Annotated in this window: 11 protein-coding genes; 7 read left to right on the forward strand and 4 right to left on the reverse strand. The window is 67.1% G+C overall.

The features are described 5' to 3' along the window. Window positions 1-79 precede the first annotated feature (79 nt). Entirely contained in the window at window positions 80-742 is a 663-nt protein-coding gene (locus AB0G15_RS29705; RefSeq protein WP_362846093.1) for an SSI family serine proteinase inhibitor, read from the reverse strand. 318 nt (window positions 743-1,060) lie between these two features. Between AB0G15_RS29705 and AB0G15_RS29710 the strand changes: the two genes are divergently transcribed. The 5 genes from AB0G15_RS29710 to AB0G15_RS29730 all read left to right on the forward strand — a co-directional run bounded on the left by AB0G15_RS29710 (window position 1,061) and on the right by AB0G15_RS29730 (window position 9,939). Then, window positions 1,061-2,653 (forward strand): hypothetical protein, encoded by a 1,593-nt coding sequence (locus tag AB0G15_RS29710; protein ID WP_362846095.1) that lies wholly within the window; start codon window positions 1,061-1,063, stop codon window positions 2,651-2,653. 210 nt (window positions 2,654-2,863) lie between these two features. Further along, window positions 2,864-4,087 (forward strand): serine protease, encoded by a 1,224-nt coding sequence (locus AB0G15_RS29715; RefSeq protein ID WP_362846097.1) that lies wholly within the window; start codon window positions 2,864-2,866, stop codon window positions 4,085-4,087. Between the two features lie 129 nt (window positions 4,088-4,216). Continuing rightward, the gene (locus AB0G15_RS29720; protein WP_362846099.1) at window positions 4,217-5,377 is read left to right on the forward strand and encodes a hypothetical protein; all 1,161 of its coding nucleotides are present in this window, start codon (window positions 4,217-4,219) and stop codon (window positions 5,375-5,377) included. 511 nt (window positions 5,378-5,888) lie between these two features. Beyond that, window positions 5,889-7,481 (forward strand): hypothetical protein, encoded by a 1,593-nt coding sequence (locus AB0G15_RS29725; protein WP_362846101.1) that lies wholly within the window; start codon window positions 5,889-5,891, stop codon window positions 7,479-7,481. Window positions 7,482-8,346: 865 nt separating this feature from the next. Beyond that, window positions 8,347-9,939 carry a hypothetical protein gene (locus AB0G15_RS29730; protein WP_362846101.1) on the forward strand — a complete coding sequence of 531 codons (1,593 nt, stop codon included), beginning with the start codon at window positions 8,347-8,349 and terminating at the stop codon, window positions 9,937-9,939. A 199-nt stretch (window positions 9,940-10,138) separates the two neighbouring features. Here the strand turns inward: AB0G15_RS29730 and AB0G15_RS29735 are convergent, their stop codons facing one another. Beyond that, window positions 10,139-11,497: a hypothetical protein gene (locus tag AB0G15_RS29735; protein ID WP_362846103.1), complete on the reverse strand. Its 1,359-nt coding sequence runs from the start codon at window positions 11,495-11,497 to the stop codon at window positions 10,139-10,141. A 311-nt stretch (window positions 11,498-11,808) separates the two neighbouring features. Further along, window positions 11,809-13,011 (reverse strand): NADP-dependent malic enzyme, encoded by a 1,203-nt coding sequence (locus AB0G15_RS29740; protein ID WP_362846105.1) that lies wholly within the window; start codon window positions 13,009-13,011, stop codon window positions 11,809-11,811. 301 nt (window positions 13,012-13,312) lie between these two features. On the opposite strand from AB0G15_RS29740, the gene AB0G15_RS29745 reads away from it, so the two are divergent. After that, window positions 13,313-13,843, forward strand: coding sequence for a CGNR zinc finger domain-containing protein (locus tag AB0G15_RS29745; RefSeq protein ID WP_362697777.1), 531 nt, complete (start codon window positions 13,313-13,315; stop codon window positions 13,841-13,843). A 19-nt stretch (window positions 13,844-13,862) separates the two neighbouring features. Here the strand turns inward: AB0G15_RS29745 and sodX are convergent, their stop codons facing one another. After that, the gene (gene sodX / locus AB0G15_RS29750) at window positions 13,863-14,162 is read right to left on the reverse strand and encodes a nickel-type superoxide dismutase maturation protease (RefSeq protein ID WP_362846107.1); all 300 of its coding nucleotides are present in this window, start codon (window positions 14,160-14,162) and stop codon (window positions 13,863-13,865) included. Between the two features lie 90 nt (window positions 14,163-14,252). On the opposite strand from sodX, the gene sodN reads away from it, so the two are divergent. Then, on the forward strand, window positions 14,253-14,654 hold the full coding sequence (gene sodN / locus AB0G15_RS29755; RefSeq protein WP_362697771.1) for a superoxide dismutase, Ni: 402 nt from the start codon (window positions 14,253-14,255) through the stop codon (window positions 14,652-14,654). Window positions 14,655-14,714: the final 60 nt, after the last annotated feature.

The raw sequence follows: 14,714 nt of genomic DNA on the forward strand, positions 1-14,714 counted from the left end.
GAAAGAGCGGTGAGCGAGCAGTGAGCGAGGAAGGGCCCGGTCCTGGGACCGGGCCCTTTCCCGAAGAGGGCGGGGACGGCTACGAACCCGGCCGCCGGATCGGCCCGGGGAGCGTTCCGGGCAGCGTTCCGGGCAGCGGCCCGGGAAGGGCCGTCACCGTGTCCGGGACGTTCCATCCCGGCCTCCGGGGATCGCCTCCCAGGGCGAAGACCGTGCCGGTGGCGGCCCGCAGCGCGCAGGGGCTGCCGTAGGTGCGTTCGAACCGGATGAAACGGTTGTTCCAGATCCCGACGGCGGTCACCGTGACCGGGTCGTACTGCAGCGTGCACGCCACGCCCGTCCTCGGCCTGAACCTGGCGGGATCGCCCCGCACCTCGCCCAGCGCCTCGCAGGCGCGGACCGCGTCGGGGTGGGTGCCGCCGGGCCGGTCGCACAGCAGCAGGGCGTGGCCCGCCACGGGCAGGGGCTTGTCTCCGCGCGCGAGGCTCAGCACGAGCGCCCTGGCACTGCGCGGCGGCCTGGCGCCGGGAAACGGTTCGATCGGCCCGGTCATGACGTGGGCGGGCCCGCCCGGATGGGGCGGGAGCGGCCTCGTCACCTGCGGTCCCGAGTCGCCGGGGCGGGGGTACGGTCTCGTCTCCTGCCACCCCGGGCCGGGGTCGCGAGGCGGCACCGTGGACGCCACGGCCGTACCTGAGAGCTGGAAGAGGCCGACAACGGCCAGGCAGAGAAGACGCCGCATGAGATCCCCCGATGACGTGTGACGCGGATGCCGGCTCAGCCTGCCCCCGGACGCTCTCGCGGGACACCGACAAGCCTGGGTGTTTCCGCAGTTCATACGGTCACATGACCCGCAGGGGACTTCTCGATCAAGTTCAGGTAGATCAGACGGAGCTCGAGGATTCCCGGTTCCACGGATTTAGTAACAAAAATATAACGGTCCGACCGCTTGCCCGATTTATAGCTTTTTAACCCATCTTTGCCGAGTACGGTCACCTCTTGTCTCTTTACGCATGCGTGGGTTGCGTCCCGAGTGACCCATGACAAAGAAGGAGCTCCATTGAACTCCCGAGCCAAGCGCCTCGTCCTTCCCCTCGGCGGCGTCCTCGCCGCCGCCACCGTGGTCGGCGCCTCCCTCCCCGCCACCGCCCAGGCGAGCACGGCCGATCCCGACGTCAAGTCGTCGGCGCTCACCCCCTCCGGTAACGCGAAGGCCATCGCGGGCTACTGGACCGCCTCGAAGCTGAAGTCGGCGACGACCTACCTCGCCGACTCCACCGTCTCCGCCAAGCTGAACAAGACCGGTGCCGCCAGGGCCGCCGCCGACGGCAAGCCCGGCGTCGTCGCCCCGACCGGCGAGGGCGGCAAGACCGCCGGCAAGTCGCGGAACGTGAACCTCCCGATCACCGTCGGCAAGGTCTTCTTCGTCGACGACAAGGGCAAGGAGCGTTGGTGCTCCGGCACCTCCGTGCAGTCGAAGTTCCGCAACCTGGTCGCCACCGCCGGCCACTGTGTCTACGACACCGACACGAACAAGCCCTTCAGCAACTTCGTGTTCATCCCCGGCTATTACCAGGGCAAGGCCCCCTGGGGCATCTACGTCGGCGCCAAGGTCAACACCCACGACGACTTCACGGTCTACGAGGACTACGACTACGACTATGCCTTCGTCAACGTCTACAACGGCATCAAGCAGGCCGGTGTCAAGGAAGTGACCGCGCCCACGTACGCGGCGACCAAGGGGCACAAGTACACCGAGGACAAGGAGATCTCCAAGTCCGAGTACGAGCTGGGGATCGAGAAGTACGGCGAGAACGGGCCGTATTGGAAGAAGACCCTCGACCCCAAGGTCGAGACCGTCGCCAAGCCCGCCGACGCCCAGCAGTACATCGAGCAGTACGTCAAGGACGGCCGCAACGGCGTCAAGCTGACCGCGGTCGAGGTCGTCGAGAGCGTCTACAAGGCCGCCCCTGACAACCTGGAGAACAACGCCAAGTTCACCCGCTTCAGCGACGACAAGGGCAAGGTCGCGATCAGCCAGGAGGAGTACAAGCAGCTCCTCAAGGAGAAGGCCGAAGGCAAGTTCCTCGGCAAGCTGGAGGCGCCAAAGGACGCCAACGGCAACGAGATCGCCTGGTTCAAGACGCGGTATTTCATCAAGAAGTGGGTGAAGACCAGCGTCAAGGAGGTCTACTTCTACACCCGGTTCTTCGTGGTGCTCCTCGCCGATGCCGGCCGCCTGGGCGACAACGTCGGCGGCCAGGGATTCAGCTGGAACCAGAAGCTGGGCAAGAAGGTCTTCACGTTCGGCTACCCGACCTCGGCCCACCTCGACGGCGACAAGCCGTACTCCGGTCACACCCAGAAGTGGTGCTACGGCACGACCGGCGCCGCGCCCGTCGTGTCGGCCTACAAGGCCGAGGAGCACCAGGCGATCAAGTGCGCCTTCACCCCGGGTGCCAGCGGTGGCCCCTTCCTGCTGCAGTACAAGAACAGCACGCGGACCGGCTACCTCAACGGTGTCGTGAGCCTGACGATCGACAGCGACGACAACAAGCGCTACGACCGCGTCACCACCCCGTACTTCAACGGTGACACGTACGGCATCTACAAGCACGCCGCCAACCTCTGGACCGGGAAGCTCCCGGCCTAGACACGGGCTTCGTGAACGAGGAGGGGCCCGGTGCGCACCGGGCCCCTTCTTGGCTTCACGGGGTGCTTATACACCTTCGGCCACACTGATCAGATAACAGAGTATGAGCGGATCGGTCCAACGAACTGCCCAAAACTAAGTTGATCTGGAAAAATCATCCCTTGAGCCTCCAATAGTCACCTGAACGTCACGGTCCCCGAAAGGAACCCCATGTCCTCCCGCGCTCGGCGGATCACGGCCACACTCGGCGGGCTGGTCGCCGCCTGTGTGACCATGACGTCCGCGTTCGCCGGGAGCGCCGCGGCCACCCCGCTGGACGGGGTGCCCAACGGGATCACCTCGATCACTCTGACCAAGAACAGCGCCGACATGCGGCAGGTCGCCGAGTACTGGAGTCCGGCGAGGCTCAAGCAGGCCATGGACAACGTCCCCGCCGCGCCCGAGATGAAGAACGACGGCCCCCCGGCCTCGGCGTCGCCCGCCGCGACGGCCACCCCGGGAGGCGCGACGGCCGGGAGCGCCACGGCCGCCGCAGCGTCCGCCACCTCGGCGTCCGCCGCCACGACGGCCCTCGCCGCGGAGACGGGCACGGCCTCCGGCGCGAAGGGTGCCACCACGTCGAGGAACTCCGCGCCGGTCGTCAAGCCCACCCTGCCGAAGAAGCGGGCCCCGGCCTCCGGCAGCTCGCCGGTGACCGTGGGCAAGGTGTTCTTCCGGATCGGCGCCAAGGACTACTGGTGCTCCGCCTCCTCCGTGGCGGCGGCCAACCGCAACCTGGTCGCCACGGCCGGGCACTGCGCCTACGACGCCAAGACGGGCAGCCCGGCCGAATACTGGATCTTCATCCCCGGTTACGACAAGGGCAACACCCCGTACGGCATCTACGTCGGTCACTCGCTCAACCTGCACGAGGACTTCGTCGGCAGGGGCGACTACGACTACGACTACGCGTTCGTCACCGTGCACGACGGCTTCAAATGGAAGGCCGGCAAGACGTCCGGCAGCTACGAGATGGAGAGCGTCGGAAGCCTGGAGGACAACGTCGGCGGGCAGGGCCTGACGACCAACCGCGGCGCCGGCCTGTCCGCCCTCGCCTTCGGCTACCCCGCGGCCCCGCACCCCGACGGCAGCAGGCCGTACAACGGCCAGCAGCTGAAGTCGTGCCGCGGGCTCACCATCAGGGTGAAGGCCCCCACCCGCCTGGTCGAGCAGGGCGTCGCCCTGGCCTGCACGTTCACCAACGGCGCGAGCGGCGGCCCCTGGCTGGTCTTCTACGACAACAAGAACTCCGTCGGCTATCTCAACGGTGTCAACAGCTTCGCCTGGGACGTCAACACCGACCGCAAGTACGACAGGATCTCCTCCCCGTACTTCATCGCGTCGACCTACGTCGTCTATCACTGGGCCGCGACCCAGCAGGCGCCCCGATCATAAAGCCGTCTTAAGAGATCCTTAAGGGACTCTTATGCGGTGTTTGCTCCGACGATCCGTGCATAGGTTCGTAGCTTGTCGTCCCGCAGTTCCCGGATGCCCGGGAACGTTGCAGCGCAAGGAGCTCCTGTAGTGAAGCACTCTCTCATCCCCCTCGGTGGCGCCGCAGCCGCCACCGCCCTGCTGGCCACCACCCTGGCCGGCACCGCCCAGGCCGCCCCCGACTGGGCGACCGACCCGATGGCGAGGAACAACTCCTCGGCGGTCTCGGTCATCGACTTCTGGGCGGCCTCCAACTTCGCCGCCCTCAAGAAGGCGACGGTCTACAACCCCGACCCCGGGGCGCCGAAGATGAAGGTCGGCGGCGGCTTCTCCCCCGACGGCAGGCCCGGCAGCGTCGGCCCGACCGGCTCGGGGAAGGCCCCGTCCGGCAGCGTCAAGAACGTCAACCTGCCCAGGACCATCGGCAAGGTGTTCTTCGTCGTCAACGGCCAGTACCGGTGGTGCTCGGCCACCTCGATCCAGGGCAAGTACCGCAACGTGGTCGCCACGGCCGGGCACTGCGTCTACGACCCGGGCAGCAACAGCGACACCCTCGACAAGTGGGTCTTCGTCCCCGGCTACTACCAGGGCAAGGCCCCGTGGGGCATCTACGTCGGCAAGTCGGCGTGGACGCACTACGACTTCGCCAACTACGAGGACTACGACAAGGACTACGCCTTCGTCACGGTCTACAACGGCGTCGCCTTCAACGGGGTCAAGCAGGTCACCAGGCGCGAGTACAACGGGTTCACCGGGCCCAAGTGGTCACGTGGCTCGCACTACTACATCCTGCTCTCCAAGGACGTCGGCCGTCTCGGCGACAACGTCGGCGGCCAGGGCTTCACCTGGAACCAGAGCACCGGCAAGACCGTCTACGTCTTCGGCTACCCCCAGGCCCCGCACCCCGACGGCGACAAGCCCTACAGCGGCGTGACGCCCAAGTACGTGTACGGCAAGACCTCCGGCAAGGAGTACGTCTCGGCCGCGGAGAAGGTCGAGGAGCACGTCGGCCTCAAGGGCGCCTTCACCCCGGGCGCCGACGGCGGCCCCTGGATCTCGCAGTACAGCAGCTCCCGGCGCCTGGGCCTCGTCAACGGCGTCACCAGCCTGTTCGGCGACCAGGACCAGAACGACCGCTACGACCTCATCACCTCGCCGTACTTCGACGGCGAGACCGCCGAGGTCTACCGCAAGGCCGCCAACGTGTGGTCCGGCAGGATCGTCGGCCCGAACGGCGAGCTCTACAGGTAACTCGTACATCGAGGGCCGAGGGACCCCCTCGGCCCTCGCACCATAGGCGGGACCCGGCGCGCGGCGCCGGGTCCCGCGCCTGTTTCCGGGCGTTTCCGCGGCGAAGAGGCCGGTTTCCGGGGCCGGGAAGGCGTGTCACGGGGTGGCGCGGAGGGCCTTCCCGGTCGCGGACGGGCGCGTTAGACGTGCCTGCCGCGAAATCGGTGCCATCAAGTCGATGTGATCTGCGTCACATGATGGTTGTAGCTCATGGTGACCCAACGAACACGTCACATCAGCCACTTTCGCCACAGGCTTCCACCTATCTGCGGAAACAGCCCGAGCCCACCTCAATCGCAACATCGGTATCAGGGGTCTTCAAACATCACGGAATGGCATCGACGTGATCATGGGGGTCTTTGATCCCCGAAGCGGCTTCCGATGCTCAAGATCGGCGCTGTATGTTTCTGGCATTCCCTTTACTGACGCATGGGACGCAAGAAGCGTTCCACATCAGACCAAGGAGCTCCCCTTGAAGCGCATCCTCCTCCCCGCCGGTGGCGCCATTCTGGCCACCGGGCTGCTGGCCGCCGGCCTGGCCGGTACCGCCAACGCTGTTCCGGACTGGGCCTACGACACGATGGCCAAGGACGCTCCGTCCGCGGTCGACGTCGCCGAGTTCTGGCTCGCGGCCAACGGTGAGACCAACAACCTGGCCAAGGCCACTCCCTACACCTGGGAGACCAAGGCCACGCCGACGCTGAACGTGGGCGGTGGCTACACCCCCGACGGCAAGCCCGGCATCGTCGCCCCGATCGGCGAAGAGAAGAAGACCGCCTCCAAGGTCAAGAACATCAACCTGCCGAAGTCCATCGGCAAGGTGTTCTTCGTCGACGACCAGGGCAAGCTGAAGTGGTGCTCGGCCACCTCGATCCAGTCCAAGTACCGCAACCTGGTCGCCACGGCCGGTCACTGCGTGTACGACGACAAGGCCAACGCCAGCGTCGCCGACAACTGGGTCTTCGTCCCCGGCTACTACCAGGGCAAGACCCCGTGGGGCATCTACGTGGGTAAGACCGCTTACACCCACTACGACTTCGCCAACTACGAGGACTACGACCGCGACTACGCGTTCGTGACCGTGTACAACGGTGTCCAGATCGGCGGCGGCAAGTCCGTCCAGGTGACCGCGAAGGAGTTCGCGGAGCACAAGGGCGCCAAGTACGTCGACGAGAAGACCATCACCGAGGCCGAGTACAAGGCCGGCGTCGAGAAGTACGGCCAGGACGGCCCCTTCAAGTCGAAGCTGGTTGACCCCAAGGTCGAGACCGTCGCCAAGCCGGCCGACGCTCACCAGCACGCCGTTGAGTACGCCACCACCGGCCGCAACGGCATCAAGCTGGTTGGTTCCGAGGTCGTCAAGTCGGTCTACGACGCTGCCCCCAACAACCTGGACAACAACTCCAAGGCGTGGTGGCTGAGCGAGAAGATCAGCATCAGCCTCGAGGAGTACAACCAGCTCAAGGCGGCCAAGTCCGAGGGCAAGTTCCTCGGTGAGCTGACCGAGACCAAGGACGTCAACGGCAACGCGACGGCTTGGTTCAAGCAGCAGTTCTTCGTCGCCAAGTGGGTCAAGGCGACCGAGCAGATCAGGTACTGGGTGGAGTCCTACTTCATCGTCGACGGCTTCATCAAGGACACCGGCAAGCTCGGTGACAACGTCGGTGGCCAGGGCTTCACCTGGAACCAGAAGCCCGAGCAGACGGTGTTCGCGTTCGGCTACCCGGCCGACGCGCACCCCGACGGCAACAAGGCCTACACCGGCGTCACGCCGAAGTGGACCTACGGCAAGACCACCGGCAAGACCTACGTGCAGGCGTCCTCGAAGGTCGAAGAGCACATCGGCCTCAAGAGCTCCTTCACCCCCGGCGCCGACGGTGGCCCCTGGCTCGCCAAGTACAGCAACGCCAAGCGTCTGGGCTACGTCAACGGTGTCACCAGCCTCTTCGGTGACCAGGACAAGAACGGCCGCTACGACCTCATCACCTCGCCGTACTTCGACGGTGAGACCGCGGCCATCTACACCAAGGCCGCCGCGGTGTGGTCCGGCTCGATCGTCAAGTAGTAGTAGCTCCCTGACGATCACCCGAGCCTGAGCGTCCAAACCTCAGACTCACAGCACCACCAGCAACACTTAGCTCCACCCGAAGGGGCCCGGCACCAGCCGGGCCCCTTCGGCCATTCCCCACCGGAATCGTCGCGCGAGCGGCGACCGGCTTTGCGCGTACGTCGAAGGGCCCGGCATGTGCCGGGCCCTTCGACGTTGTGGCGATAGCACCCACCGGGGTCTCGGCGGCGCCACGCCTGAGGAGATCACGGACATGTTGCCCGCGGCGTCTCGCGCATCCGCGGGCAGCGACCCGTCCTCGCTTCCGTGCCGCCACGTCGCGCCCTCAGACGGGATCAGATCTTCCAGGCCGGGGAGCACCGCTCCTGTGGCCGGCGCCCGCCAGCGAAAGGATCAAGCTTCCGCAGGAAGCACGAGGAGAGGGAGAGGGCGCTCACGCCGGTTTTCCGCGTCCGTTCCGTACCCGTTCGGCGTGTGTCTCGCGTGCTGTCCGGCCCCACCGTGAACCCGGATCCCGGATCGACGGCTCTTTAGACGTGGCTCCGGCGAAATCGGTGCCATCAAATCGATGTGATCTGCATCACATGTGGTCGGTAACGGAATGTACTGGTTCAGTCACAACACATCCGTCACTTCAATCACAAGCATATGCCTATCTGCACAAACATGGCAGCGTCCCCTCAATCGCAACATCGGTATCAGGGGTCTTCAAACATCACGGAATGGCATCGACGTGATCATGGGGGTCTTTGATCCCCGAAGCGGCTTCCGATGCTCAAGATCGGCGCTGTATGTTTCTGGCATTCCCTTTACTGACGCATGGGACGCAAGAAGCGTTCCACATCAGACCAAGGAGCTCCCCTTGAAGCGCATCCTCCTCCCCGCCGGTGGCGCCATTCTGGCCACCGGGCTGCTGGCCGCCGGCCTGGCCGGTACCGCCAACGCTGTTCCGGACTGGGCCTACGACACGATGGCCAAGGACGCTCCGTCCGCGGTCGACGTCGCCGAGTTCTGGCTCGCGGCCAACGGTGAGACCAACAACCTGGCCAAGGCCACTCCCTACACCTGGGAGACCAAGGCCACGCCGACGCTGAACGTGGGCGGTGGCTACACCCCCGACGGCAAGCCCGGCATCGTCGCCCCGATCGGCGAAGAGAAGAAGACCGCCTCCAAGGTCAAGAACATCAACCTGCCGAAGTCCATCGGCAAGGTGTTCTTCGTCGACGACCAGGGCAAGCTGAAGTGGTGCTCGGCCACCTCGATCCAGTCCAAGTACCGCAACCTGGTCGCCACGGCCGGTCACTGCGTGTACGACGACAAGGCCAACGCCAGCGTCGCCGACAACTGGGTCTTCGTCCCCGGCTACTACCAGGGCAAGACCCCGTGGGGCATCTACGTGGGTAAGACCGCTTACACCCACTACGACTTCGCCAACTACGAGGACTACGACCGCGACTACGCGTTCGTGACCGTGTACAACGGTGTCCAGATCGGCGGCGGCAAGTCCGTCCAGGTGACCGCGAAGGAGTTCGCGGAGCACAAGGGCGCCAAGTACGTCGACGAGAAGACCATCACCGAGGCCGAGTACAAGGCCGGCGTCGAGAAGTACGGCCAGGACGGCCCCTTCAAGTCGAAGCTGGTTGACCCCAAGGTCGAGACCGTCGCCAAGCCGGCCGACGCTCACCAGCACGCCGTTGAGTACGCCACCACCGGCCGCAACGGCATCAAGCTGGTTGGTTCCGAGGTCGTCAAGTCGGTCTACGACGCTGCCCCCAACAACCTGGACAACAACTCCAAGGCGTGGTGGCTGAGCGAGAAGATCAGCATCAGCCTCGAGGAGTACAACCAGCTCAAGGCGGCCAAGTCCGAGGGCAAGTTCCTCGGTGAGCTGACCGAGACCAAGGACGTCAACGGCAACGCGACGGCTTGGTTCAAGCAGCAGTTCTTCGTCGCCAAGTGGGTCAAGGCGACCGAGCAGATCAGGTACTGGGTGGAGTCCTACTTCATCGTCGACGGCTTCATCAAGGACACCGGCAAGCTCGGTGACAACGTCGGTGGCCAGGGCTTCACCTGGAACCAGAAGCCCGAGCAGACGGTGTTCGCGTTCGGCTACCCGGCCGACGCGCACCCCGACGGCAACAAGGCCTACACCGGCGTCACGCCGAAGTGGACCTACGGCAAGACCACCGGCAAGACCTACGTGCAGGCGTCCTCGAAGGTCGAAGAGCACATCGGCCTCAAGAGCTCCTTCACCCCCGGCGCCGACGGTGGCCCCTGGCTCGCCAAGTACAGCAACGCCAAGCGTCTGGGCTACGTCAACGGTGTCACCAGCCTCTTCGGTGACCAGGACAAGAACGGCCGCTACGACCTCATCACCTCGCCGTACTTCGACGGTGAGACCGCGGCCATCTACACCAAGGCCGCCGCGGTGTGGTCCGGCTCGATCGTCAAGTAGTAGTAGCTCCCTGACGATCACCCGAGCCTGAGCGTCCAAACCTCAGACTCACAGCACCACCAGCAACACTTAGCTCCACCCGAAGGGGCCCGGCACCAGCCGGGCCCCTTCGGCCATTCCCCACCGGAAACGCTCGTCCGTCCCCCTGCGGAAAGCCTCGGCCCCTGCCGGAAGGCCTCCGGTGAGATCTCCCGGCCGCTCAGGCGGGATTGAGCTCCCCGACCCGCTCGTTCAGCTCCACCACCGGCCGCTCGGCGGCGTGGGGATCGAGCCGCCGCCGCAGATCGGCGACATACGACCGGGTCCTGGCCGATTCCAGGCCCTTCGCCAGCTCCAGCGCCTCCACCGCGACGGAGCAGGCCTCCTCCAACTCCTCCGAGGCGAGCAGCCCGGCCGAGAGCAGCGACAGGTTGAACATCCGCCCGCGCACGTAGCGCCCGTCCATCTCCAGCGAGCGTCTGGCGTGCCGTACCGTCCCCGGCCCGTCGCCCAGGTCGCGGAAGCAGTGCGCGAACTTCGCCGACAGGTAGGCCTCGTCGAAGTAGGAGATCCAGTCGGGCTCGTCGCCGACCCGGCGCCGGTCGAAGGACAGCTCGGCCTCGTGCAGGGAGCTCGCGCACGCCTCCCTGTCGTCCAGCGCCGCGTGCGCGTGGGCCTCCAGCACGTGGGTCTCGGCCAGCAGGGCGAAGATCCCGGCCCGGCGGGCGGAGAGCTGGGCGGCCCTGGCCAGGTCGAGCGCGTGGGCGGGTTGTCCTATATATATGGCCTGGTGGCTCATCCCGGCGAGGATCTCGCCGCCGAGCCCGTGGTCGCCCGCCCCGCGCGCCAGGCGCAGCGCCTGGATCAGGTAGCGCTGGGCCAGGCCGTGCTGCTCCAGGTCGTAGGCCATCCAGCCGGCCAGCCGGGTCAGCTCGGCGGCGGCCGACGCCAGCGCCTTGCCGGCGTTCTCGGCGTACGAGCCGTCCCTGAGGAGGGGCGCCACCGCCGTGTCCAGATATTTCACGACAGCGGGGCGGACCCTCCCGCCGCCGAACCTGTTGTCCAGCTCGCCGAAGGACCGGGTGACCTCCCGGATCGCCGCGATGTCGTCCATGCCGACGCGCCGGGTGCCCCGCCCCTCGGGGCGGCCCTCCAGCGGAAGGGTCAGCCAGCGCACCGCCCCGGCGGACCCGGCCCCGATCGCGAAGGTGGAGTCGAGCAAGAACCTTCTTCTCTCCACGTCCCCGCGCCACAGTGCTGTCACGGTCGAGATTCCCTCCTGCCACGTGTGGTTGAACTCCTGCCCGAGGTCGAGAGGCGTCAGGACGGCCGGCAGGCCGAGATCCTCGGGACTCACGGCCCTGCCGAGCCGGAGCGCGAAGATCTCGGCGAGCAGCCCGGGGACCGGGTCCCTCGGCCGCTGGCCCGCGATCCAGCGCAGCACGGAACTGTGGTCGTACCTCAGACCGGACAGGCCGCGAGCCGCGCCGAGATCGTTGAGCCGCCGGGCCAGCCCCTTGTGGGTGAAGCCCGCCTCGGCGATGAGCCTCTGGAGTAGTCGGTTGGGCTCGCGTCTCATAGCTCCCCTCACCGCGAGGACCATCTGCGTGCCGGCAGCGCGCATGGTCCGGTCGTGCGCGCACCGCTGCCTGATGCACACCTTACGCACATAGGTAACTGAGAGCTCTTTTTATAGCACGATCCGTGACGAATATCGGGGTTTCCGGAAAGCGCGAACGCCCCTCGCCGGTCGGGCGAGGGGCGTCCGTGGTCACGTGCCGGGTGGGCGCGGGATGATCATGGGAGTGGGCATGGGATGCACGATCGCGCTGGCGGCCGTACGGAGGAGTCATCCACCCCCGCGACGACCGGGGGCCGGGGAGGTGACCGCTAGAGGCGGGCGACCCCGTCGGCGCGGGCCTGCGCGGAGACGGCGGCGACGACCGCGGGGGCGACGCGCTCGTCGAACGGGCTGGGGATCACGCAGTCGGCCGACAGCTCGTCGTCCCCGACCACGGCGGCCAGTGCCTCGGCCGCGGCGACCTTCATGTTCTCGGTGATCGTGGTGGCGCGGACGTCGAGCGCCCCGCGGAAGACGCCGGGGAAGGCCAGCACGTTGTTGATCTGGTTGGGGAAGTCGGAGCGGCCGGTCGCGACCACGCGCGCGTACTTGCGCGCGACGTCCGGGCGCACCTCGGGCGTCGGGTTGGACAGCGCGAAGACGATCGAGTCCGGGGCCATCGACGCGATGGCCTCCTCGGAGACCGTCGAACCCGACAGCCCGACGAACACGTCGGCCCCGGCCAGCGCCTGCTCGGTGGAACCGCGCAGGCCCGCCCTGTTGCTGTCGCGCGCCAGGGCCTCCTTCACCGGGTTGAGCCCGGCGCGGCCCTCGTGGATGAGGCCCTTGGAGTCGGCCACCGCGATGTCGCCGATGCCCGCGTTGAGCAGGAACCGGCTGACCGCGATCCCGGAGGCGCCGGCGCCGGCGACCACGACGCGCAGCTCTCCCAGCGAGCGGCCGGTCAGCCGCGCGGCGTTCCTCAGCGCGGCCAGCGTGACGATCGCGGTGCCGTGCTGGTCGTCGTGGAAGACGGGGATGTCGAGAAGCTCGCGAAGGCGCGCCTCGATCTCGAAGCAGCGGGGCGCGCTGATGTCCTCGAGGTTGATCCCCCCGAAGGAGGGGGCGAGCCGGACGACCGTCTCGACCAGCGCGTCCACGTCGGTGCAGTCGAGGCAGAGAGGCACCGCGTCGACGTTGGCGAACTGCTTGAACAGCAGGGCCTTGCCCTCCATGACCGGCATGGCGGCGGCGGGCCCGATGTCCCCGAGGCCGAGCACGGCGGTGCCGTCGGAGACGACGGCGACCACGTTGGAGATCCAGGTGTAGTCCTGGGCCAGCTCGGGCTCCTCGGCGATCGCGCTGCAGACCCTGGCCACCCCCGGCGTGTAGGCGAGCGCCAGGTCGTCGGCGTCGCGGACCGGGACGGTGGAGCGGACCTCCAGCTTGCCCCCGCGGTGCAGGGCGAAGGCCGGATCCAGATCGAGGGCTTCGAGGGCTTCGAGGGAGATGGAGGATGGCGTGACAGCCACAGCGACCCCTGTAGTTCAGTCAGACAGACGGATGTTTCCTTCGGAGGCGGCCGGAGGAAGCATGTCCCGGGCTTCGGTAGCCGCTCGGGACCTGCCCACTGAGCACGGTCGCCTGGAGGGGGTACGGGGGTCACCCGTTGCTCGATTGTGCCACATGTTGAGACTGCCGCCCGTGGAGGGAAGTCGCTCGCTGTCGCTCACCGTTGCCCACAGTCGCTCACTTTCGCCGTCCCGGTGTTAACCTCACCACATCGTGTAATACTCAAAATCCATGCCGCCTCTTACATCGACGGATCCCCAGATGGACCTGACCTCCTACGCGGAGCTGGCCGTACTACTGATCAACAGCCCCGACCGGCTGACCGGCCTCGACGGGCTGCGCCTGCTCCTGGAAGAGGGCGGCCGCTACCGGCCCGGCTGCCGCATCACCAGGAGCGACCTGGAGGCCCTGCGCGACCTGCGCGAGGAGCTGATGATCGTGTTCGAGACCGCCGAGGCGGGCGACGAGGAGGCGGTGGTCGACCGGCTCAACTCGCTGCTGATCCACCACCCCGTCCAGCCGCAGATCTCCGGTCACGACGGCGAGCGCTGGCACCTGCACCTCACCGAGGGCGGCCGGATGGCCGACCAGTACGCGGTGGGCGCGGTGATGGGACTCGCCACCATGATCACCGACCTCGGCGTCGACCGGCTCGGCCTCTGCCAGGCGCCGCCCTGTCGCAGGGCCTACCTCGACACCTCCTCCAACCGGTCGCGCCGCTACTGCTCGGAGCGGTGCGCCAGCCGGGCCAACGTCGCCGCCTACCGGGCCCGCCAGAAGGTCGTCCAGTAAGCGGGAGACCTCCAAGGCCCTACGCCAGCCAGAGACCCGGCCAGTAGCGCAGCACCACCCGGCCGACGATCGACGACGGCGGCAGCGCCCCGAAGTCCCAGCTGTCGCGCCGGCCGGAGGCGCGCTGGTTGTCGCTCTCCAGCCACCAGCCGTCGTCCGTCTCCCACGCGGCGCGCTTGACGATGAGCACGGCGGGATCGGACGGCAGCCGGGCGACGACCAGGTCCCCCGGCCGCACGGCCGCGCCGCGCCGGACCCAGAGCCAGTCGCCGGGTCGCAGCGCGGGCAGCATCGACTCACCTGCGATACGGACTCTCATGGAGCGTAACCCCCTCCCGCGCGGGCATTCGGAGACGAGTAAGGTCGTTAACCGGACCATTCTGAACCCGGCATCAAGGAAGGATTTCCGATGCTCGCACGACTTATGCGCCCCAAGCACATCGCCTCGGCGCACTGCGACCTGCCCTGCGGCGTGTACGACCCGGCCCAGGCCCGCATCGAGGCCGAATCCGTCAAGGCCATCATGGAGAAGTACGCCGGAAACGAGGACCCGGTGTTCCGCGCCCGTGCGCTCTCCATCAAGGAGGAGCGGGCCGAGCTGGTCAAGCACCACCTGTGGGTGCTGTGGACCGACTACTTCAAGCCCCCGCACCTGGAGACCTACCCGCAGCTGCACCAGCTGTTCTGGGAGGCCACCAAGCTCGCGGGTGCGGCCGGCGGCAAGGGCACGGTCGACGTCGCCAAGGCCGACGAGCTCCTCGGCAAGATCGACGACATCTCCAAGATCTTCTGGGAGACCAAGGCCGCCTAAAACCCTCACAACGATCTCGTGATGGGGCGCCGGTAGTCCGGATCAAGGAAACGTCCCCGG

This window comes from Streptosporangium sp. NPDC023825 (assembly GCF_040639575.1).
Lineage (GTDB): Bacteria > Actinomycetota > Actinomycetes > Streptosporangiales > Streptosporangiaceae > Streptosporangium.

What these genes read in the sequence shown, in the direction of transcription:
- AB0G15_RS29705 (WP_362846093.1), bottom strand. Translation starts at nt 742, where the DNA reads ATGCGGCGTCTTCTCTGCCTGGCCGTTGTCGGCCTCTTCCAGCTCTCA.
- AB0G15_RS29715 (WP_362846097.1), top strand. Translation starts at nt 2,864, where the DNA reads ATGTCCTCCCGCGCTCGGCGGATCACGGCCACACTCGGCGGGCTGGTC.
- AB0G15_RS29735 (WP_362846103.1), bottom strand. Translation starts at nt 11,497, where the DNA reads ATGAGACGCGAGCCCAACCGACTACTCCAGAGGCTCATCGCCGAGGCG.
- AB0G15_RS29745 (WP_362697777.1), top strand. Translation starts at nt 13,313, where the DNA reads ATGGACCTGACCTCCTACGCGGAGCTGGCCGTACTACTGATCAACAGC.
- sodX (WP_362846107.1), bottom strand. Translation starts at nt 14,162, where the DNA reads ATGAGAGTCCGTATCGCAGGTGAGTCGATGCTGCCCGCGCTGCGACCC.
- sodN (WP_362697771.1), top strand. Translation starts at nt 14,253, where the DNA reads ATGCTCGCACGACTTATGCGCCCCAAGCACATCGCCTCGGCGCACTGC.